The 19,612-nt window shown below is 64.6% G+C and carries 14 protein-coding genes; 12 read left to right on the forward strand and 2 right to left on the reverse strand.

The genetic code is table 11. The annotated features are described in order from the left end of the window. Positions 1-4: 4 nt before the first annotated feature. A complete protein-coding gene (locus tag DTA15_RS13255; RefSeq protein ID WP_006487373.1) occupies positions 5-3,043 on the forward strand; it encodes a conjugal transfer protein TraG N-terminal domain-containing protein in 3,039 nt (1,012 codons plus the stop codon). Here the strand turns inward: DTA15_RS13255 and DTA15_RS13260 are convergent. Beyond that, positions 3,033-3,413 (reverse strand): hypothetical protein, encoded by a 381-nt coding sequence (locus DTA15_RS13260; protein ID WP_020980049.1) that lies wholly within the window; start codon positions 3,411-3,413, stop codon positions 3,033-3,035. The genes DTA15_RS13255 and DTA15_RS13260 overlap by 11 nt on opposite strands. A 643-nt stretch (positions 3,414-4,056) precedes the next feature. Here DTA15_RS13260 and DTA15_RS13270 point away from each other — a divergent pair. From DTA15_RS13270 to DTA15_RS13320, 11 genes are all read left to right on the forward strand, one after another. Then, positions 4,057-4,323, forward strand: a complete 267-nt coding sequence (locus tag DTA15_RS13270; RefSeq protein WP_006487406.1) for a hypothetical protein — start codon at positions 4,057-4,059, stop codon at positions 4,321-4,323. 10 nt (positions 4,324-4,333) lie between these two features. Further along, positions 4,334-5,746, forward strand: a complete 1,413-nt coding sequence (locus DTA15_RS13275; protein WP_006487358.1) for a zeta toxin family protein — start codon at positions 4,334-4,336, stop codon at positions 5,744-5,746. After that, positions 5,743-7,059, forward strand: a complete 1,317-nt coding sequence (locus DTA15_RS13280) for a DUF1173 domain-containing protein (protein WP_006487416.1) — start codon at positions 5,743-5,745, stop codon at positions 7,057-7,059. The genes DTA15_RS13275 and DTA15_RS13280 overlap by 4 nt, the downstream gene beginning before the upstream one ends. Beyond that, positions 7,056-7,223, forward strand: a complete 168-nt coding sequence (locus DTA15_RS38545) for a hypothetical protein (RefSeq protein ID WP_006487400.1) — start codon at positions 7,056-7,058, stop codon at positions 7,221-7,223. The genes DTA15_RS13280 and DTA15_RS38545 overlap by 4 nt, the downstream gene beginning before the upstream one ends. Then, positions 7,220-7,792, forward strand: coding sequence for a PH domain-containing protein (locus DTA15_RS13285; protein WP_006487431.1), 573 nt, complete (start codon positions 7,220-7,222; stop codon positions 7,790-7,792). Before DTA15_RS38545 ends, DTA15_RS13285 begins: the two co-directional genes overlap by 4 nt. Positions 7,793-7,852: 60 nt before the next feature. Next, a complete protein-coding gene (locus tag DTA15_RS13290) occupies positions 7,853-8,125 on the forward strand; it encodes a hypothetical protein (RefSeq protein ID WP_006493940.1) in 273 nt (90 codons plus the stop codon). Positions 8,126-8,163: 38 nt separating this feature from the next. Further along, a complete protein-coding gene (locus tag DTA15_RS13295) occupies positions 8,164-8,976 on the forward strand; it encodes a hypothetical protein (protein WP_006487412.1) in 813 nt (270 codons plus the stop codon). Positions 8,977-9,691: 715 nt separating this feature from the next. Then, positions 9,692-14,074 carry a beta strand repeat-containing protein gene (locus tag DTA15_RS13305; RefSeq protein WP_006487390.1) on the forward strand — a complete coding sequence of 1,461 codons (4,383 nt, stop codon included), beginning with the start codon at positions 9,692-9,694 and terminating at the stop codon, positions 14,072-14,074. Positions 14,075-14,110: 36 nt separating this feature from the next. Then, a complete protein-coding gene (locus DTA15_RS13310; RefSeq protein WP_006487427.1) occupies positions 14,111-14,884 on the forward strand; it encodes a hypothetical protein in 774 nt (257 codons plus the stop codon). 337 nt (positions 14,885-15,221) lie between these two features. Beyond that, the gene (locus DTA15_RS13315) at positions 15,222-16,124 is read left to right on the forward strand and encodes a hypothetical protein (RefSeq protein ID WP_012493832.1); all 903 of its coding nucleotides are present in this window, start codon (positions 15,222-15,224) and stop codon (positions 16,122-16,124) included. Positions 16,125-16,819: 695 nt separating this feature from the next. Further along, the gene (locus tag DTA15_RS13320; RefSeq protein WP_006493938.1) at positions 16,820-17,731 is read left to right on the forward strand and encodes an SOS response-associated peptidase family protein; all 912 of its coding nucleotides are present in this window, start codon (positions 16,820-16,822) and stop codon (positions 17,729-17,731) included. Between the two features lie 55 nt (positions 17,732-17,786). Here DTA15_RS13320 and ltrA read toward each other — a convergent pair whose 3' ends face one another. Further along, complete coding sequence (gene ltrA, locus DTA15_RS13325) at positions 17,787-19,319, reverse strand: group II intron reverse transcriptase/maturase (protein WP_012492258.1); 1,533 nt, start codon at positions 19,317-19,319, stop codon at positions 17,787-17,789. Positions 19,320-19,612: the final 293 nt, after the last annotated feature.

Raw genomic sequence — 19,612 nt, forward strand, 5'->3', positions numbered from 1 at the left:
GGCTATGAACATCGAGATCCAGACCTACTGGAACGTCGAAACGCTCTACTACGTGCTCAACGCCGTCGCATCGGTGATGACGAGCGGCGGGTGGCCCGGCTTGATCAAGTTCGTCTTCCTCGTTGCGTTGCTCATCGCGATGTTCGCGTACATGGGGCGCCACGGCGACATGGCGATGTGGTTCATTCAGGCGTTCGCGTTTGTCACGATTCTCAATATGCCGATCGCGCGAGTGATGCTTTCCGATCGCACGGACCTCCAGCCCCCTCGGCAGGTCGATCATGTGCCGGTGGCGCTTGCCGCAATCGCGCAGGCAAGCTCGCTTTCGTTCGGGTTCCTGACGCGCGCGTACGAAACCGCGTTCAATGTTCCGGATGATCTCGGTCTCGCGAAGGGTGACGTAGGCTTTGGTCACCGAATTCTGCGGCAGGTGAATTCCGCAGTGGTACGCGATCCTGCGCTCCGCGCCGACCTGATGCAGTTCTTCAAGGAGTGTACGAAGTACGACATCCTGGACGGGGCGATCGCGCCCAGCCAGATCGTCGGTGCGACGGACACGTGGAACACGATCTTCAGCAATACCAGCCCTGCCCGCTTCGTTACATACAACGTGCTGACGGCTCAACCCGTCACGGATACGTGCCAGAACGTGGCGCTGCTTCTCAAGCCACGAGTGGACGCTGCCGTCGCGGACGCACAAGCATTTTATGGCCGCAAGGCGTTTCCGCAGGTGAGCTCGGACGGGATCGCTCAGCAGATGTTCCTCTCGACCGTCTCGACGTCCTACTCGTGGCTCCTCGACGCATCGCAGTCAGCCTCGGATGCCATGAAGCAGGCGATGTTCAACAACATCTGGCGGGACGCGGGTCCCGGCATCGCGCGCGCGCACGACGACCCGGCGGCGATCGCCGACACAAACGCTCTTATCGCGGAGGCAGAAGCGGCGCGCCAGGCGAACGGGTCGAATAGCGCCCTAAGCCTGCTCGGCCAAGAAACGATCCCGCACATGCGCAACTGGATCGAAGCGATCACCTACGCCCTGTTCCCTGTCATGGTCTTGCTGATGATCGTGGTACCGCAGGAGAAGGCGAAGTACGTCCTCGGCGGCTATTTCATGATCCTCGTGTGGATCGGGTTGTGGCCGCTGCTGTTCGCAATCATCAACCACCTGTCACTAATGTGGCTGCACTACAAGCTGACGGCGCTGCACCTGTCGGCCGGCGTGCCGTTCCAGCTCTCCTCGGCGTTCGATTCGACTCTGGTCGACGAGCAGGCGATGATCGGATACATGGTGGTGCTCGTGCCGTTCATCGCGGGCGCAATCGTCAAGATGGGCGACGGCGCGATCTTCGGCCTGGCCGATCGAGCTTTGAGTGGCTTCGCCACCGCCGGTTCGCGGGCCGGCGCCGCAATTGCGTCCGGCAACTACAGCATGGGACAGGCCGGCCTTGACACCGCATCGGTCAACACTACGACGATGCAGAAGTTCGACGGCAACATGCTGATGAATTCCGGCATGAAGACGGTCCAGCTTTCGGACGGTTCCACGATGTCGGTATCCAGCAACGGCCGCGCTGCGTATCAGAAGTTCGCGAACCACCTTCTGACGTCGATGCAGCTCGAAGATGCCCAGAACTCTGGTCACAGTTTCGACCGGTTTAGCGGTACAACATCGACGTCGGGCTGGAGCAGTTCGACGCGTTCGGGAAGTTCGGTCGGCAGCAGCGAGAGTTTCGGGCACGCGTCCGAGCGCGGTGCGACTCAGAGCATCGGGTCGGAAACTGCGACGACGATGTCCGGCGGTACCAGCGGCCGCGCAATGCACGACGAGAGCGTCGGACAAACCAATCAGATCGGGACACGGTTTGGTACGGGCATCGGTGCCACCGACAGTATTCAACTTCACGCCGGCGGGAGTGGTCACCTTGGAATCGATGCTTCCCAGGGCGGCGCCACTCCGCGCGCACCGGGCGCCGGCGCTAGTGACCGCGACGCGCGTCGGGTTGCCAACGCTATGAAGCAAGGGGGCGCGTCGGCAGAGCAAATCGATTCCGCGATGCAGAACATGCGCGGCAACCAAGCGGCGGCGGAAGGCGCACCTTCTGTCCGGCGCGGCGGTGGCGCTTCGCTGAGCCTTGGGGCGCAAGTAACCGGTATTCGAAACTACACGGCCGGCCACGATCGCGACTGGTCGTCGCAATCGGACCATCGCACTGGTGATTCGGTATCGTCGGGCAGCGAAGTTAGCCAAACGGGTTCGTCCAGCACACGTAACGCAACTGGTACCCAATCGTCGCAATCGGATCGCCATGATTCGTCGGCAACTCGGTCTAGCTTTTCGGAAAGCGCGTTCCAGCGCGAGCATGGCGTGCACAGCGAGGCTGGCTCGCGTTCCACTTCGTCAGACGGCAATTCGATGCGCTTCGCGATCGAGCGAAATCTGGCGGAAGATCCCGACTTCATGATGAAGGTCGGCCAGCGCAACCACGTTTCGGCGACGCGCATGTGGCAGATGTCCGAGGACAAGGTAATCGGCATGGCCGCCGAGTATCTGGACTGGAAAGCGATGGCGCAGAACATGCGCGGCCCACAAGGAGCCGGAGCCAATGACGATGCCGTCGCCCCCAAGTTGGCCCACGACTTTGGATCGTCGTCGCGTGGTCGAGCTGGTGCCGGCCACACCTCCGCTGGCGCCGGCGATTTCGGAGGCCGGGTCAAGGCAACGGGCTTCTCCTCGACCGATCCGGTCAAGCCGAACATGACGTCGCCGACCGAAATCTCGGCAGCACAGCACGCGCTTGATCAAGGTCGCGGCATCGGCCAACGCGCGAAGGATTTTGACGCGGACGTGCACAAGCACGCGAGCCCGGACCGGGCGCTTGGCGAGGGGCGCGTGACCCAGACCGAGGTGAATGCGGCGAACGAGGATCGGGATCTTGCCGATACCGTCCGCCGGTCATGGAATGCCCCGCGCCGGGCGCTCGGGATGAAGGAATACGACGACTACGACACGAAGGATGTCCCGCCGGAGATCAAGAAATGAGCTTCGTTGCGGTTGTCCATTCATCACCGACCGGCGTAGGGGTTACGCCGTGTGCGGTCACATACATCGGAACGCTCGGTGACTTGGGCGCGAAGGACACGTCGTCGAAGCTGGTGGCGACTGCAGAAGTCGCGGATCTGCGGAATGTTGTGCCGACAAGCGCCTCAACCAGCGCGATCACGACTCGCACCACGATCAGGTCGTTCAGCACGGTAACCGCACCAATCCAGCCGACGCGGTTCAGCAGTTCCACCGTGCCTGCCCACAGCAGGAGTGTCGCGACGAGCCACACGGGCGCAAATCGCCGAAACCAAGCAAATCGAAGCAGATACCGCAGCGGATGCCACACAACACGAAGGAAGGCTTTCATCTCGAATCCTTTTCCAACCGTCGTGTCGCGTTCTTGCGCTGGATGCGTGCGATACGTGCCGGTATGTTTGGGGTGCCACAGGGAGCTAACACCATGATTCATCTTGAGTTTACCGCGTTTCGGACGCCTCGTGGTCCCGTGCTGTCCGGTGTGGTCACGGCGTTGACGGTCGTACTGGCCGCCTCCCTAGCCGCCTGCCAGGACATTCCGATCGCCCGCCAGCGGCTAGCGGAGCTTGTTGCCCCGCGAGATGCGGGCGCTGCTGCAGCCACCCCGGCACCTGGCAATGCGTCAACCCCGCCGAGGGTTGCTTCGGGAGTTGCAGCCAGTTCCCCCCGTTCCGGTCGGTCGGGTAGCCCGCGCGACCGGGGCACCCCCTACGAGATCAAGCCGGGCGACATGGCCGGCTACAGCCTGCATATGTAAAGAGACCGCGATGCGCCGAGTTTTGTCCAGCCTTATCACCGTCCGTTTCTCGTGTTGCGTTGCCGCATGCGCGTCGCTGCTACTCGCCGGGTGCGTCAACACGCCTATCAGCGATCCGCAGCGGCAGTTCGCTGGAACGCCGCTGACGCCCTACCAATCGACCGCACCGGCATTGATTTGCCGCGGCTGCGAGCTTCGCTAATTCAGGAGATCAGAGATGCAGAAAAACGCCCTCTTCAATCACGGAATCGTCCGCTACGAGGTGGCGCTTGGCGTCGTTGGCGCGGTGATCAGCAAGTGCGCTGATCAGATCGGTGATGCGTTGCGGCAGACGCCGCCCGATATGGAAACCGTCACACATCTGCAGGCAAAGCAACGCGAGCTGGAAGTATTGCGCACCGCAATCGATCCGTTCGACGTTGAAAAAATCAACTCCGTCATTGCGCAGTACGGCCCGCTCGTCCGCGGCGAGCAGATCCTGTGAGGAGCCGGCCATGCCCCGCGAACTGACCGACAACGAACTCCATCGTCTTTACCGTGCCGTCGAGGTGGCGGATATTTCTCGAACGGCGCACCAGGAAACTCCCATCGCGATCATGACCGGTGGCCAGCCAGGCTCCGGCAAGACCGGCCTCACTGGCATCGCCCTGCAGGAACTGGCATTACGCGGCGGCGCCGTCGTGATCGACGCGGATCGCATGCGCGAATACAACCCGGACTACCGGCGCCTGATGGCATCGGATCCCGAACATGCTGCCGACCTTACGCACCCGACGGCGGCTCAGTGGGCAAATCAGCTGCGCGACCGCGCGATCTTTGAACGGCGCAATCTCGTCGTCGACGGCACGATGCGCGATCCCAACGACGTCGCGCGGGTCGCCAAACAACTGAAGGACGCGGGTTACATCGTGGACGCTCGTGTCATGGCGGTGCCGGGCGACGTATCGTTCGCGCACGCTCGGCTGCGATATGAATCGCTCGATAACGAAGCCCAGGCGGGGCGCGTGGTCAATCAGCGTCAGCACGATGCAGCCTATGCCGGTGTCCCGCAATCGCTCGAGCGCCTCGAGGCGAACAAGCTGGTCGACCGGATCACGATTTACGACACCGCGCGCCGCGAGGTCTACCAGAACGTGCTCGAGGGCGGACAGTGGAAGGCACCGCCGCAAGCCGCGCAAACATTGGTGGCCGTGCGCGATCGCGGCCGTACCCGCGACGAGCGAGCCGATTACGTCGATGCGCTCACGACGATCGAAGCGCAAACGGCCGTGCGCAATTCGGTCTCGCCTGGCAGGGGCCCGCAGGACCGTGCCGACTGGATCGAGAAGATCGACGCCGCCCGCAAGGAACTGGCGCAGTTCGAGCAGTCTCCTACCTATGCCCGGGCCAAGGCGTTCGACGACGGGCCGAGCGTCGCCACGCTCGCGCGCCACCCCGAGCTCGACGGTGCGTACAAGCAATTGGCTGACCTGCGCAAGAGTTTCTCGCCCGAGACGCCCGAAGGTGAGCGCGATCGCCAGTATTCGGCTGCAGTCGCGAGCCTGTCGGAACAGCTCCATCGCGGAGAGATCCCCAAGGGCGACGTCGGTCCGGAGGACTCGCGGCGGGTGATCAACTCAGCCGCGCGCGAGCGCAATCTGGTCGTTCGCGAACCCGAGCCGGATCGCATCGTGCAGGGCGAAGTCTTGGCGCGCTCGTCGCAACACACCCTGGTCCACGTCGCCGGTAGCGACAACATCGCGTTCGTCTACACCCGCGCGCAGCTCGAGCGCGATATCGAACCCGGCGAAAAACTCGGCCTTGCCCATGAGCAGCACGGCGCCACCCGCGTCATGACGCAGCAGCAGGCGCAGGAAATGACCGACCTGACACGCGACCGCGACGCCGGCATGGAAAGGAGCCGATGATGAGTGCCCGCTACGAATTGTTCGGCGAGGTCTACGACGCGGACACTCGTGATCTGTATTCGCACCTTGCGCAAGCGTACGAACAGAAGGTTCGGCCGCTGTGCCGTTGCCGGGATCCGGAACCCGGTGTCCCGATGTACATCGCGCGCTTCGACGGGCGTTTTCTGATCAAGCGCATGCCGGGTACGGCCGGCCAGCACAAGCTCGGCTGCGACTCGTACGACTACCCGCCCGAGTTATCTGGGCTCGGCGACGTCGAAGGTAGCGCGATCGTCGAGGATCTCGAATCCGGCCAGGTAACGCTGAAATTCGGTTTCGCGCTGTCCAAGGGTGCGGCCAGGAAGATGCCCGAGCCATCCGGGAAGGAACCCGACAGCATCAAGGCCGACAGCAAGAAGCTGACGCTGCGCGGCACGTTGCACTACCTGTGGGAACAGGCCGGGCTGAACCGCTGGTCGCCTGCGATGGCGGGCAAGCGCAGCTGGTACGTGGTGCGCAAGTACCTGCTGCAGGCGGCCGCCGACAAGCAAGCGAAGCGCATGAACCTCACCGACATGCTGTACATCCCGGAATCGTTCGTGCTCGACCAGAAAGACCAAATCCAGCAGCGCCGAACGGAACACCTTACGCATATCTCGGTGTCGGAATCGGGCGAGCCGCACTTCATTCTGGTGATCGGCGAACTGAAGGAAATCGCAACGGCGCGCTTCGGCTTCAAGCTGGTGCTGAAACACCTGCCGGACTACGGCCTGATGCTCGAGGAGGCGACCCACAAGCGGCTGAAGGACCGCTTCGAGGTCGAGCTCGAGCTCTGGAACGCGCTCGAGGGCACGCACCTGATGGTGATCGCGACGGCCAGCCTTTCGCGCACCGGCATCGCGACCGTCCAGGAATGCTCGCTGATGCTGACCACTGAGCAGTGGATCCCGTTCGACGACAGCAGCGAGCATGCGCTGCTGCAGGCTCTGGTGCGCCGGCGCTACGTGAAATGCCTGCGCTACAACCTGCCTTCTAGCCGGCCGCTCGCGAGCGCTGTGCTCACCGACGTTGAACAGGCCACGGCGCTCTACGTTGTACCGCCGAGCGCCGACGAAGCCTACCAGACGGCGCTCGACGCACTGCTGGTCGACAGCGAACTTGATGCGTGGATCTGGAAGCCGCTGGAAGGCACGATGCCGGCCTTGCCGGACCCCGCGACGAACTGGCGCAAGCTCGTCGCGGCGCAGGCCGCGCGCGCATCTCAACACGATGCGCACCTGCCGTTCGATGGCGAACCGCCCCACGCTGGCCAACAGGGAAAGCACGACGCATGAAGCTCAACAACGAACGATTCGTGGTCGGCACGCGCGGCTGGGATGTCGCCGAAGCGAAGCGGGTTCCGGCCGGTGTCGCGCGCGCCACTCTGCAGAACGCCACCTGGCGGATACCGATCAGCGGGGCGCCGGCGCCAGTTGTGCGTGAGCGCGATCCATCATGAACACGCCGATCTCTCGCGATCGTGGCCGGTTGGCGACTAACCGCCTCGGACCGTCCGGCGGTGCGCTGCCGCCGATGCAAGATCTGCCAGCCTGGTACGACGCGTCGCCATGCTGGCTGGTCAACCTACCGCAGTTCGCGACCGCGGCTGCGACCGTCGGCCTGATCGGCGTCATTTCCGTGCTCTTGTCGGCGTACACGCCGCTCTGGCCGTTCGGGTTCGGGCTGATGCTTATCCCGATTGCGATCGCCGTGAACGCGGCGGTCGACGCGGCCGCGACGCATATCGTGATCGACCCCGCACGGGTGACGGTCAAAACCGGCATCGCGACCCGCCGGACCGCGAGCGTCGAGCTTTATCGCCTCGTGAACGTCGACGCCGTGACGGCCTGGTGGCAACGCCCGCTTGGGTTCGGCACGCTGATTCTGGAGACGAGCGACGCCTACCGCCCGGTATGGGTGCTGCCGGGCGTGCGGAACGTCGAGTTCATGCGTGAAGTGCTGACGCGCCAGGCGCTCGAGCTGCGTAGCGCGCGTGGCGTGCGTGAAGTGAACATGGGGCGCCTGTGATGGCAAGGGAAGCCATGACCCACCGCAAACCTGATTAAACGAAACAGATTGGAGAATTCAATGATTCGCATACTCGCGCTTGCATTGCTCGTCGTCGCTGTAACGCGTCCGGTGTTCGCCGCTGCCTCCATGGCTGCGGAACCGGACGCTCGCCCGACTCCGTTGATGGGCGTGCCCGTCATGACGGGATTGTCGCGCGTGAGTCAGCCCGCTGCGGTGATCGTTGCTCCGTCCGTCAGTGCAAGTCATCCGACTGCAGCGGTGCGCGACGACGTTGTGGCGACCGCCCGCAAGACCCTTTCCGGCAACGAAGAAGTCCTCTCCCCTCAATAACGACAGCGGAATCCAACCATCCGAGACCAGAGATATTTATGAGCCAGCACGTTAAAGACTACCTGACACCGGACGAGGCCATGCAGATGCTGCATGCACAACTCTCACACGGCGCGGATCTGTACCGCTTTCTGTTGACGCGTCGGGTAATGCACCTGACGGGAGGGGTGGTCCAGCACGGCCCGCTCGCGGGCTTCAACATCGGCCGGCACGCGACCTGGCGGGAAGAGGACAACGCGTCCAAGGTGCTGGGCTTCTACGAACAGGAAGTGTGCGCCCTGCTCGACCGACTTTCCGGACGGTGTGATGTTCTGGTCGATTTGGGCGGCGCCGATGGCTTCTATGCGGTCGGCATGGTCGAACGCGGGCACTTCCGCGAATCGCACTGCTTCGAGATCGAGGATCAGAGCCGCGCGAACATCGCCGCGATCGCGGCCGACAACGGCGTGGCCGGGCGGGTTCATCTTTACGGTGCCGCGACTTCGACGTTCGCCCGTGACCTCACAGCAGCGGGCGTCGACTTTCGTCGTGCCGCGGTCCTGGTCGACATCGAAAGCAACGAGTTCGAAGTCCTCAACACCCAGTGCCTCCACGACCTGCGTCATTCACACGTGATCGTCGAAATTCACGACTTCATGCGCCCGCATGACGGCGCGCAGCGCTACGCCGAGCTGCGCGAGCGCGCGCAAGTCGATTTCCACGTCCATTCCTTTACCACCGGGGCGCGAGATCCGTCGTCGATCCCGTTTTTACGCAATGGCTGGACCGATACCGATCGCTGGTTGCTCTGCTCGGAGAGCCGCGCGACTTTGATGACCTGGCTGTATCTCGAACCGAAGGAGACCTGCTGATATTGATCCAGGAGCACACAAAAAAAGCGCCGCAATCCGATGACCTTGGCCGGGAGACGGATTGCGGCGGGAATTCACAAACCACCGTTGTTATTCTGAGGTAATTGTAGATGAATCACCTTTCATACCCTGCAATGCGCGATTCGTTGCGCGTGCGGCGGAAGTTGATCGCTGTCACGGTAACGACTGCTGTACTCGCGCTTTCCGGTGAGGCGTCGGCGCAGTACGTCAGTGTCAACTCCACCGGAAGCGCTGCCCATGCGAGCGGAACGGACGGCATCGCCGTAGGCTCTGCGGCCACGGCCGCCGGCAGCGACAGCACCGCGATCGGCACAAACGCGCGTGTTTATCCCACTACCGATACCGGTTCAATGGCGCTCGGATACGGAGCGAAGGTCGCGCCGGGCGGTGCAACCACGTCATCCGGAAACCTCGCGATCGGTGTGAATGCGGCCGTTGGCGGGAATACCGCGGGCGACATTTCAAATGCGATCGCCATCGGCACGAGCGCAGTGTCGGAGCGGTCGGGGGGATCTCCATCGGCGCCTCCAGCCACAACGCCGGAGCGGCAATCGCGATCGGCAATAGTGCGTCGACCGGCATCGACGGTCAGATTGCAATCGGCACGGGCGCCCTCGCCGATCCTTCATCGTTCGGCACACCGGGCGGCATCGCGATCGGGCAAAACTCGTATACCAGCGGGGTTGGCGCGGCATTGGGGGTGGATGCACACGCATCGGGCAACTCTGTCGCGGCCGGCGCGAACTCGTACGCAGGATGGCGCGACACTGCCGTCGGCGTGCAAGCGACGGCCACGGGAGACACATCTGTCGCCATCGGTTATCAGAGCAATGACGCGGGTCGCGATCGGGTCGTCAGCGTTGGCGCGAGCGGTCTGACGCGCGCCGTGACGAACGTGACGGCGGGGACGACGACGACGGACGCGGCAAACGTCGGCCAGCTGCCCGGCACGATCAACGGTAACGTCGTGACGATGGGAAACATGTTGACGCCGGGTGCCAGCGTCGGCCCCGCGACGGTCACGAACGTGGCTCCTGGCACGTTGACGGGCGGGAGCACGGACGCGGTCAACGGCTCGCAATTGTTCACAACCAATCTGGCCGTCACGACCCACAAGCAGATGCTCGACAACCTGTCAGGGCGCGTTGTAAACGGCACGATCGGTCTGGTGCAGCAGCAGGCCGGCGCACCAGGCAGCGGCACGATTACGGTGGGGGCACAGACCGGCGGTACGTCCGTCGATCTCACCGGCACTGACGGGGCGCGTACCATCTCCGGTGTTGCCGCCGGCACGGCGACGACCGATGCGGTCAACGTCGGCCAGCTGAACACGGTCGCCAGCGTCGCGTCGAACTCGGTGCAGTACGACACTACCGGCCACACGTCGGTGACGCTCGGCGGAGCCGCGGCTGCAGCGCCGGTCGCGCTGACGAACGTGGCGGCCGGCACGCTGTCGGCAACGAGCGTTGATGCTGTCAACGGCGCGCAGCTGTTCGCGGCCAATCAGGCCGTCGCGAACACCTCGACGTCGGTCACGAACCTCACGAACGGCATCAACGCCGGAACGGTCGGCCTCGTTCAGCAAACCGGCGGCGCACCGGGCAGCGGCCCGATCGCGGTCGGCGCACAGACTGGCGGCATGTCCGTCGACTTCACCGGGACGAACGGCGCACGCACGCTCTCGGGCGTCGCAGCGGGTACGGCAACGACGGATGCCGTCAATGTCGGCCAGCTCAGTGCAGTCGCCGGCGCGACGGCCAATGCGGTCCAGTACGACAGTACCGGCCACACGTCGGTCACGCTCGGCGGCACGACGGCTGCATCGCCCGTCGCGCTGACGAACGTGGCGGCCGGAACGCTGTCCGCCTCGAGCACCGACGCCGTCAACGGCTCACAGCTGAACACGACGAATCAGGCCGTCGCGAACACGTCGACGTCGGTCACGAACCTCATGAGCGGCATCAACGCCGGCACGGTCGGCCTGGTGCAACAGGCCGGCGGTGCGCCGGGCACCGGCACGATCACGGTCGGTGCGCAGACCAGCGGCACGGCTGTCGATTTCGCCGGCACGAACGGTGCGCGTACGCTGTCCGGCGTCGCGGGCGGCACGGCAACCACCGATGCCGTAAACGTCGGGCAGCTCAACGTCGTCGCCAGTACCGCGTCGAATTCGGTGCAGTACGACAACGCTGGCCACACGTCGGTGACGCTCGGCGGCACGGCAGCTGCAGCGCCGGTCGCGCTGACGAACGTGGCGGCCGGCACGCTGTCCGCTTCGAGCACGGACGCCGTCAACGGTGCGCAACTGAACACGACCAACCAGGCCGTTGCGAACACGTCGACGTCGGTGACGAATTTGTCGGCAAGCATCAATGCGGGCACGGTCGGTCTGGTGCAACAGGCCGGCGGTGCGCCTGGCCGCGGCACGATTACGGTCGGTGTGCAGACCGGCGGCACAACGGTCGATTTCGCCGGCACGAACGGCGCACGTACGCTGTCCGGCGTCGCGGCCGGCATCGCAGCGACCGACGTCGTGAACGTCGGGCAGCTCGATGCCGTCGCCGGCACCGCGTCGAACTCGGTCCAGTACGACAACGCGGACCATACGGTCGTCACACTCGGCGGCACCGCGGCAGGAGCGCCCGTCGCGCTGAGGAACGTGGCGGCCGGCACGCTGTCGGCCGCGAGCGCAGACGCGGTCAACGGCGCTCAACTGTTCGCGACGAACCAGGCCGTCGCGAGCACGTCGACGTCGGTGACGAATCTGTCGGCCAGCATCGATGCGGGCACGGTCGGCCTGGTGCGGCAGGCCGGCGGTGCGCCGGGAAGTGGCCCGATCACGGTTGGCGCGCAAACCGGCGGCCTGTCCGTCGACTTCGCCGGGACGACCGGTCCGCGCACGCTGGCCGGCGTCGCGGCTGGCACCGCTGCGACCGATGCGGTCAACGTTGGTCAGCTGAGCACGGTGGCCGGTACCGCGTCGAACTCGGTCCAGTACGACAACGCGGGCCATACGTCGGTCACGCTCGGCGGTACCGCGGCGGCAGCGCCGGTCGCGCTCACAAACGTGGCGGCCGGCACGCTGTCGGCCGCGAGCACGGACGCGGTCAACGGGGCACAGCTGAACACGACCAATCAGGCCGTCGCGAGCACGTCGAGATCTCTGATGAATCTGTCGGCAAGCATCGACGCCGGCACGGTCGGTGTGGTGCAGCAAGTCGGCGGCGCCCCGGGCAGAGGCGCGATCACGGTCGGCGCGCAGACCGGCGGCACGTCTGTCGACTTCGCCGGGACGAGCGGCGCACGCACGCTCTCGGGCGTCGCGGCCGGCACCGCCGCAACGGATGCCGTCAATGTCGGCCAGCTCGGCGCAGTTGCCGGCGTCGCGGCGAACGCGGTGCAGTACGACAACGCCGGCCATACGTCGGTCACGCTCGGCGGTGCGTCAGCTGCAGCGTCGGTGGCGCTCACGAACGTGGCGGCCGGCACGCTGTCGGCATCGAGCGTCGATGCCGTCAACGGTGGCCAGCTGTTCGCAACGAATCAGGCGGTCGCCAACACGTCGACGGTCGTCACGAACCTGTCGAACGGCATTGCGGCAGGCACGGTCGGTCTGGTGCAACAGGCCGGCGGTGCACCCGGCACCGGGCAGATCACGGTCGGCGGGCAAACTGGCGGCACGTCGGTCGACTTCTCCGGCACGGACGGGACGCGCAAGCTGTCTGGCGTCGCCGCCGGCACGGCCGCAACCGATGCCGTCAACGTCAGCCAGCTCAATGCAGTTGCTGGCGTCGCAACCAACGCGGTGCAGTACGACAACGCGGGCCGCACGTCGGTCACGCTCGGCGGCGCAGGTGCTGCAGCGCCGGTTGCTTTGACGAACGTGGCCGCCGGAGCGCTATCGGCCTCGAGTACGGACGCCGTCAACGGCGCACAACTGTATGCGACGAATCAAGCGTTGTCCGGCACAACGTCGACCGTCAACGCCCTGTCGACAGGAATCGCGGCCGGTACGATCGGTCTCGTGCAGCAGGCAGGCGGTGCACCCGGCACTGGGATGATCACAATCGGCGCGAAAACAGGCGGCACCGCTATCGACGTCTCCGGCACCAGCGGTGCGCGGCAACTGAAGGGGGTTGCCGCCGGGACTGACGCGACCGATGCAGTCAACGTCAGCCAGCTCAATGCCACCATCAGTAGCGCGACCGCGAATGCTGTCGTCTACGACAGCGCGGCGCGATCGATCGTGACCCTCGGCGGACTCGGCGCATCGGTGCCGGTGACGTTGCGCAATGTGGCGGCTGGCGTTTTGTCCGGCAATAGCACCGACGCCGTCAACGGCTCCCAGCTCTACATGACGAACCAGGCTGTCGCCGCTAACACGGGTGCGATTGACGCTCTCACGAACAGCCTGACCGACGTCCAGCGCTCCATGGCCAGGAACGCAGCGCAACTGCAGCCGATCGTCAGTGCCGATGCGTTGAAGTACTTCGCGGCATCGTCGACCGGTGCACCTGCGAGCGCGAGCGGCACAGAGACAGTTGCAGCTGGAGGCAATGCACTTGCCGCCGGTGCCCACAGTGTCGCAATCGGTACCGGCGCACAGGCAATCGGCAGTGGCGCTCTCGCGCTCGGTGCGAATACATCGGCCAAGGGAAGCAACTCAATCGCCCTCGGTCAGGGTTCCGACGCGTCGGCCGACAACACCGTATCAATTGGCAACAGTGCGACGGGGCTCACGCGCACGCTGACGAACGTCTCTGCCGGTGGCGCACCGACCGACGCCGTCAATGTCCGGCAGCTCAGCGACGCGGTCGGAGGGCTGCGCTCGCAGATCGAGCACGACCGGGCCGATGCGAACGGTGGCTCGGCCAGTGCCGTTGCGATCGCATCGCTGCCGCAGGCGCCCGCGCCTGGTCACAGCGTCGTGTCGATCGGCGGGGGCACGTATGCGGGTCAATCCGCAGTGGCGGTCGGCATGTCCACCTACGCCGGCCGCTGGATCCTGAAGGCATCCGGTTCGACCAACACACGCGGCACGGTCGCTGCGGGTGCTGGTGCCGCGTACGTCTGGTAACGCCCCGTCGACCCTTTCATTTACCTGGAGACTCAGATGAAACGACCCAACTATCGCTCTGCTCTGCTCGCCGCTTGCGTTGCCGTTGCGGCGTTCCTCGTTACCGCCTGCTTTGGCCACCGCGCCTGGCCGATCGTGGCAGCAACGCTGCTGGCAATTCCGCTGGCATCACTGTTCGTCAAAGCGACAAATCGATGGCGCCGGCAGCAGGCGGTCGACCGACCCTCCGTGACGATAACCGAGGCCACTGTTTGGGAGTTACGTCTCAATGATGTGCCGGCGGCTGAAGTGCCCGAGCACGTCGTCCGTCGCATCGAGCACGAACTCGCGCAGGAGCGGCAATGGGATCTGCGTGTCGCGTCGATCCTCAGCTATGCCGGCGCCGTGCTGTGCCAGCTCGCGTACACCGCACTGTGCATACCGCTCGCGATCTTCGCCTTCGCGGGCCTGTCATGGGCAACCAATCCGGCCGGGTTCGCGCATCTCGCGCGTCAAATCCTGAACGCCAGCGAAACAGAACTGCGTGCTGTGGTCGACGGCCTTGCTTGGACCGCGATCGGCTTCAGCGGCATGGTGCTGGTGATGTGGCACGCCTTCGGGGGGCGGACGCGGATCCCTGACCACTACGACGAAGCGTGGCACGAGGAGATTCGTCTCGCTGCGCGCATCGCCCCCCGCGGTGAGTTCACGCTGCACCTCTCGGGCCAGGTAGTGCCGGCTGGATTTCGCGTGACGCGAGGTCCGCGCCTTACCGTGCACTACTGGCCGAACAGTCGACGCAGCTCGCCTAATCGGCACGACGTCGCTTAACGGAAATCGTCCGCACAAATGAAAAACCCCCGTTGACGGACGGGGGCTCTTCAAGATGAAGCGCGACGGAGAAAGAGCAATCGGCAACACCACAACGAAGCCGATTCTATCGAAGCTCTTTTCGCTGTCAAGCGACATCTGTGTGACCACAACCATCATAAATTGAGCGCCAGATGAATCGAAAGACCGAGGGCGGGAAATACTCCCGAGACGCGCAGCGCACTGCGCCAGCAGGGGCCGTCGACGACTGTCGTTGCCGACACCGGACAACACATTCACGAACATCCGATCGATCGACGTCGATCGGCAGGGAGCGCGGCTGCCGATAGGTTCGCGCGTGAACTTCCCTTTCCTCGATCCGCTTCTGCCCGACCAGTCCAATCCTGTCGGCGTGGGCGCGCCTGATCAGCTGACGGCTGCGGCCGCGCCGATCGGCGCGCACCGCATGCGCGTCGCCAAGACGGTGCTGCCCGAGCGCGTGTGGCCCGACGACATCCCGTCGCCGGCGCCGGCGAACGCACCGCGGATTCTGCGCGAGCTCAAGACTCGCCTGTCGCGCTACCTTGACAAGCCCGCGCAGTGGCTCGCGCAGCTGAACGCGGCGAACGGCAGCCGTCGGCAGCAGCGCAGCGAGCGACGTCTCGCGTGCGTGCAGCTCGCGCGCGCGATGATCAAGTATTGCGACTTGCGCACGATGCGCATCGGTGTGCCGGGCGCGGCTGGCTGGATCGATTTCACGCTGCCGTACCTGGCGGCCCAGGCTGGCCTGTCGGAGCGCCGTGCCGAGCGCGCGCTGCGCGACCTGCAGAAGGCTCGGCTGGTGAAGGTGCGGCGCCAGTGCGAACTCGAGGAAACCGAGCAAGGGGTGCGGTACAAGGGCGTCGCGTCGATCAAGTATCTGACGTCGACGCTCTTCGAGTCGTTCGGGCTCGGGAAATGGCTGCGGCACGAACGCACGCGCGCGCACCTGCGTGCACAGCGCCGCGCGAACCAGCAGCGCAAGCGAACGCAGCAGGGTTCGGCGCTGGGCGCGCAGCTCGTCGAGCAACTCGCCGGCATCGAGGCACGCGCCCGGCGCCAGGCTGCAGCAGCGGGTGCCGCACAGCGCGAAGCGGTCGACCTTGACCGTGCGATCAAGCTGCGTGTCGGCGAACTGCTGCACGCGCACCCGGACTGGGATCGGGACACCCTCTATGCCGCCGCTCGGCGGCAGCTCGCCCCACCCGGCGATTCCGTTTAGCCGGCGCGCTGCGGCCGGTTCTCTAACCTGACCACCTTCCCCCTATCGCGCAAGCGAGGCACCCGCACGTCCGGATGGCCGATTTGCCGGCATTTCGCGCTCGCGCGCGGGGCCCTGCAGGCGGAAAAAGCGCCGGCGATTGCACGATTTTGCGATCGCCGCGTGCAGCGCTGTGGATAAAAGCATTTAAATGTCGGGTCTGATCGTATTTAAGTGTCGGCTCTTATTCAGGACACAGATCTTACCTACCCCTCCAAATCCAGCCGCGGCAATGCCGCGGTGTCACGCGGGCTCCGCCCGCTTGGCAGGAAACCCCCACGGGCTGCATGCGCTTTCCACCGGCAGGCCGTAAGCGCTACGGCGGCCGCCGGCCGCCGTAGCGCTTACGGCGCGACAAAAGATTTCGGGGCGCGTCAGAGCCGCACCCCGAAATCAGCGCGCGCGCGTGCGCGCCCGGCTGCCCGCAAGCACCGTCGACTATCCCCGGCAGCTTAGCTTTCAGAGAGGGGGGCAATCTGAATACGCAACTAACGGTCAAGCGGATCGCCCCCGCCAAAATTTTCCCCTGCCACTCCACGCCCCCGTGTCTACAAGAACGGGGCCGCCCTCAACCCTCGTGGAATCCGCACAATTCTGTTCAGCCCGTGCCTGAGCGCGATACTCTGTCGGAAGAGCAATGGTTATGGGAGACGACGATGTGCTACTCGGCCAAGATCCAGGCGAACTATCGAGAGTACGTCCGACGTTACGGCGCCGACATGGACATCGAGACGTTCCGGCGTATCTTTTTCGCGCGCGCATCCGGCGCCGACATCAAGATCCCGAAAGCGGTCGACGCAGCATTCGCTGGTGTCGATGACGAAATCTCGGCCGCGATCGCTGCGTATCGAAGCCAGCGAACACGGAAACTGGAGACCGAACTGTTCGAGCAGCGAGCGCGGCTCGCCGCGGCCGAGAAGAAGCTCGCCGTGAAGATCACGAAGAAGGCGAGCGAGGACGTTCGAATCGCCACGGACAAGATCGATGCGGCGACGCGCGGGCTCAACGATCTCCGCCGGCAGGACCTGCAGGAGCGTGATTCGCGAATCTTTCCCGGCTGGTATGCACCCGTGCTGATCGAGGTCGACGGCAAGCGCATGGTCGTGCCGATGCGGTATCGATGCCGTATACCGGGCTGGACCGAAGCGGACGAGAAGCAAAAGAACGGAAGCTATAACGCGAGGGCCGATTCGCTCAGTACCGCCTGGCGCAAGGTCTTCGGTTTCACGCATGGCCTCTTGCTCGTCGACGCATTTTTCGAAAACGTGAAGCGCGACGGCCAGAATGTCGTGCTTCGCTTCGACCCGACGCCCCCGCAGCACATGCAGGTCGCCTGCCTGTGGACCCGCACCGAGATCCCTGGCGGCGACGATTTGTGGTCGTTCGCGGCGATCACCGACGACCCACCACCGGAAGTGGCGGCAGCTGGCCACGACAGGTGCATCGTGCCCATTAAATCCTCGAACGTCGACGCCTGGCTCGCGCCCGATCCAAGCCGGCGCGCGCAGCTGCGCGAGATCCTCGCCGACCGCGAGCGGCCGTACTACGAGCACCAGCTCGCAGCGTAAACGCGGGGGTTGGTGGGGCGGTTATCTCTGTCATATGTCGCGGTAGGAATGCCCATTACTGGGCACCCCCCGCACAGATCCCGGCGTGCGCGATTCGCGCACCGGGCTCCTGCCTCGGGTGGTTGGCGTCAAACCGCACGACCGGCCAGGGGTGAAGGATGCGAGCCTTGGGTATCCACTGCTTCGCGAGCCGGTGCATCTTTGCCCACGTGGTGTCGTCCTTTTGGCTGCGGCGCCGAAGCGCCAGCCTCCAGAGGTCGATCACGCGCGCGCGGAAGGCTCGCAACGCAGCGAAGTTGGTCGGCACCGCATGGTAGTTGAAGTACCCTTGAACCACGCGGCGTAACCAGTCCCCTTGCTCGGGAATCGACTGGTGCCATCTGTGCCGCAACTCATCCTTGATTCCCTTCAGCGCCGTTCGAAGACGGTCGCTCCGCGTCTTACGCATGAGCATGAACCTACCGTCTTTCGCACGGCCACTGATGTGGGTGAATCCAAGGAAGTTGAACGTCTCGGGTTTGCCCAGCCCTCGGCTTGCCCGGTTCCGGGCCGCAAAGCGCCCGAATTCGATCAGCCGGGTTTTCTCCGGGTGTACCGACAGCCCAAACTGCTCCAGTCGTTGTTGCATGGCCCGCCTGAACCGCTTCGCATCGTGTGGTTTATCGAAACCAACCACGACGTCGTCGGCGTATCGGACGATTACGACGTTCCCCTCGGCGTGGCGCTTGCGCCACTGGTTTGCCCAGAGGTCGAAGACGTAATGCAGGTAGATGTTCGCCAGCAGAGGCGAGATGACAGACCCTTGCGGCGTCCCCTCGTCTGTGGGCTCGATCACCCCGTCTTCCATCGCTCCCGCCTTCAGCCATTTGCGGATCAGTCGGATCACACGCTGGTCGCCTATGCGATGTTCCACGAAACGGATCAGCCAATCGTGGTCGACCGTATCAAAGAACCTGCTGATGTCGGCGTCCAGAATCCAGCTCACGCTCGTGCGAGCGATTCCCGTCGCAAGTGCATCCAGCGCATCGTGCTGGCTGCGTTGCGGCCGGAAACCGTATGAGAATCCCAAGAAGTCCATCTCGTAGACAGCATTGAGTACTGCCACCAGTGCACGCTGGACGATCTTGTCTTCCAGCGCAGCAATGCCCAGCGGTCGCTGTTTGCCATCCGCCTTCGGTATGTACCGTCTGCGACTGGGCAGCGCCCGATAAGCCTGCCGGCGGAGTCTGCCATGCAGGTCTTCGAGATTTCGGTCGAGATCTTGCTCATAGTCGTGCCACGTCACGCCATCGACCCCGGCTGCCGCCTTCCGCTTCAGCCAGAAGAACGCCGTCGCCAGAAGGTCGAGGTCGATCAAGTGGTACAACGCCGTGAACTTCTCCTTCTTCCTTTGCCTTGCGGCTTGACGCACACGGTCCAGTCTCTGGGACACGCTTATCCGGCTCTGCGTCCGGCGCGTGCGCGACCATTCCGTGTTCCCCTTGGCCCCACCCCTTCGCTCCACTGACTCCGCATCCGGTTGCCCGGGTTTGTTCGCCAGCTTCTTCGCTACTATGGGCGAGTCCGACTTCTCCCATCCGTTCGTCATCGGCTTCAGCTCCTCGCCTTCCCGATGCGGACCGCTCGACCATATTTCCGTCGGCGGCCAGATGGGAGATCTCCCGGTTCCCGCGTAGAGATCGTACTGACATGCCAGGGTCTCAGACCACGCCGAGTCCGCGCAGCGCTCGCGATAGCGCGCCGCGCGATGTTGCCTTCCGCATACAGCAGTACGTCAGCACTCGGGAATGTATCCATTTCGTGGCTCAATGGCTGGCCTATCAGCGCCCCTGTCAACGCTTCGCAACCCGCCTCGCGGCTGGCCACGCATGACTCGGGGAA

The sequence above is a fragment of the Burkholderia cenocepacia genome, assembly GCF_900446215.1.
Taxonomy (GTDB): domain Bacteria; phylum Pseudomonadota; class Gammaproteobacteria; order Burkholderiales; family Burkholderiaceae; genus Burkholderia; species Burkholderia cenocepacia.

Excerpts from the sequence above, each read along its gene's own strand:
- DTA15_RS13255 (WP_006487373.1), top strand. The coding sequence starts at position 5 with ATGAACATCGAGATCCAGACCTACTGGAACGTCGAAACGCTCTACTAC.
- DTA15_RS13260 (WP_020980049.1), bottom strand. The coding sequence starts at position 3,413 with ATGAAAGCCTTCCTTCGTGTTGTGTGGCATCCGCTGCGGTATCTGCTT.
- DTA15_RS13270 (WP_006487406.1), top strand. The coding sequence starts at position 4,057 with ATGCAGAAAAACGCCCTCTTCAATCACGGAATCGTCCGCTACGAGGTG.
- DTA15_RS13275 (WP_006487358.1), top strand. The coding sequence starts at position 4,334 with ATGCCCCGCGAACTGACCGACAACGAACTCCATCGTCTTTACCGTGCC.
- DTA15_RS13280 (WP_006487416.1), top strand. The coding sequence starts at position 5,743 with ATGATGAGTGCCCGCTACGAATTGTTCGGCGAGGTCTACGACGCGGAC.
- DTA15_RS38545 (WP_006487400.1), top strand. The coding sequence starts at position 7,056 with ATGAAGCTCAACAACGAACGATTCGTGGTCGGCACGCGCGGCTGGGAT.
- DTA15_RS13285 (WP_006487431.1), top strand. The coding sequence starts at position 7,220 with ATGAACACGCCGATCTCTCGCGATCGTGGCCGGTTGGCGACTAACCGC.
- DTA15_RS13290 (WP_006493940.1), top strand. The coding sequence starts at position 7,853 with ATGATTCGCATACTCGCGCTTGCATTGCTCGTCGTCGCTGTAACGCGT.
- DTA15_RS13295 (WP_006487412.1), top strand. The coding sequence starts at position 8,164 with ATGAGCCAGCACGTTAAAGACTACCTGACACCGGACGAGGCCATGCAG.
- DTA15_RS13310 (WP_006487427.1), top strand. The coding sequence starts at position 14,111 with ATGAAACGACCCAACTATCGCTCTGCTCTGCTCGCCGCTTGCGTTGCC.
- DTA15_RS13320 (WP_006493938.1), top strand. The coding sequence starts at position 16,820 with ATGTGCTACTCGGCCAAGATCCAGGCGAACTATCGAGAGTACGTCCGA.
- ltrA (WP_012492258.1), bottom strand. The coding sequence starts at position 19,319 with ATGACGAACGGATGGGAGAAGTCGGACTCGCCCATAGTAGCGAAGAAG.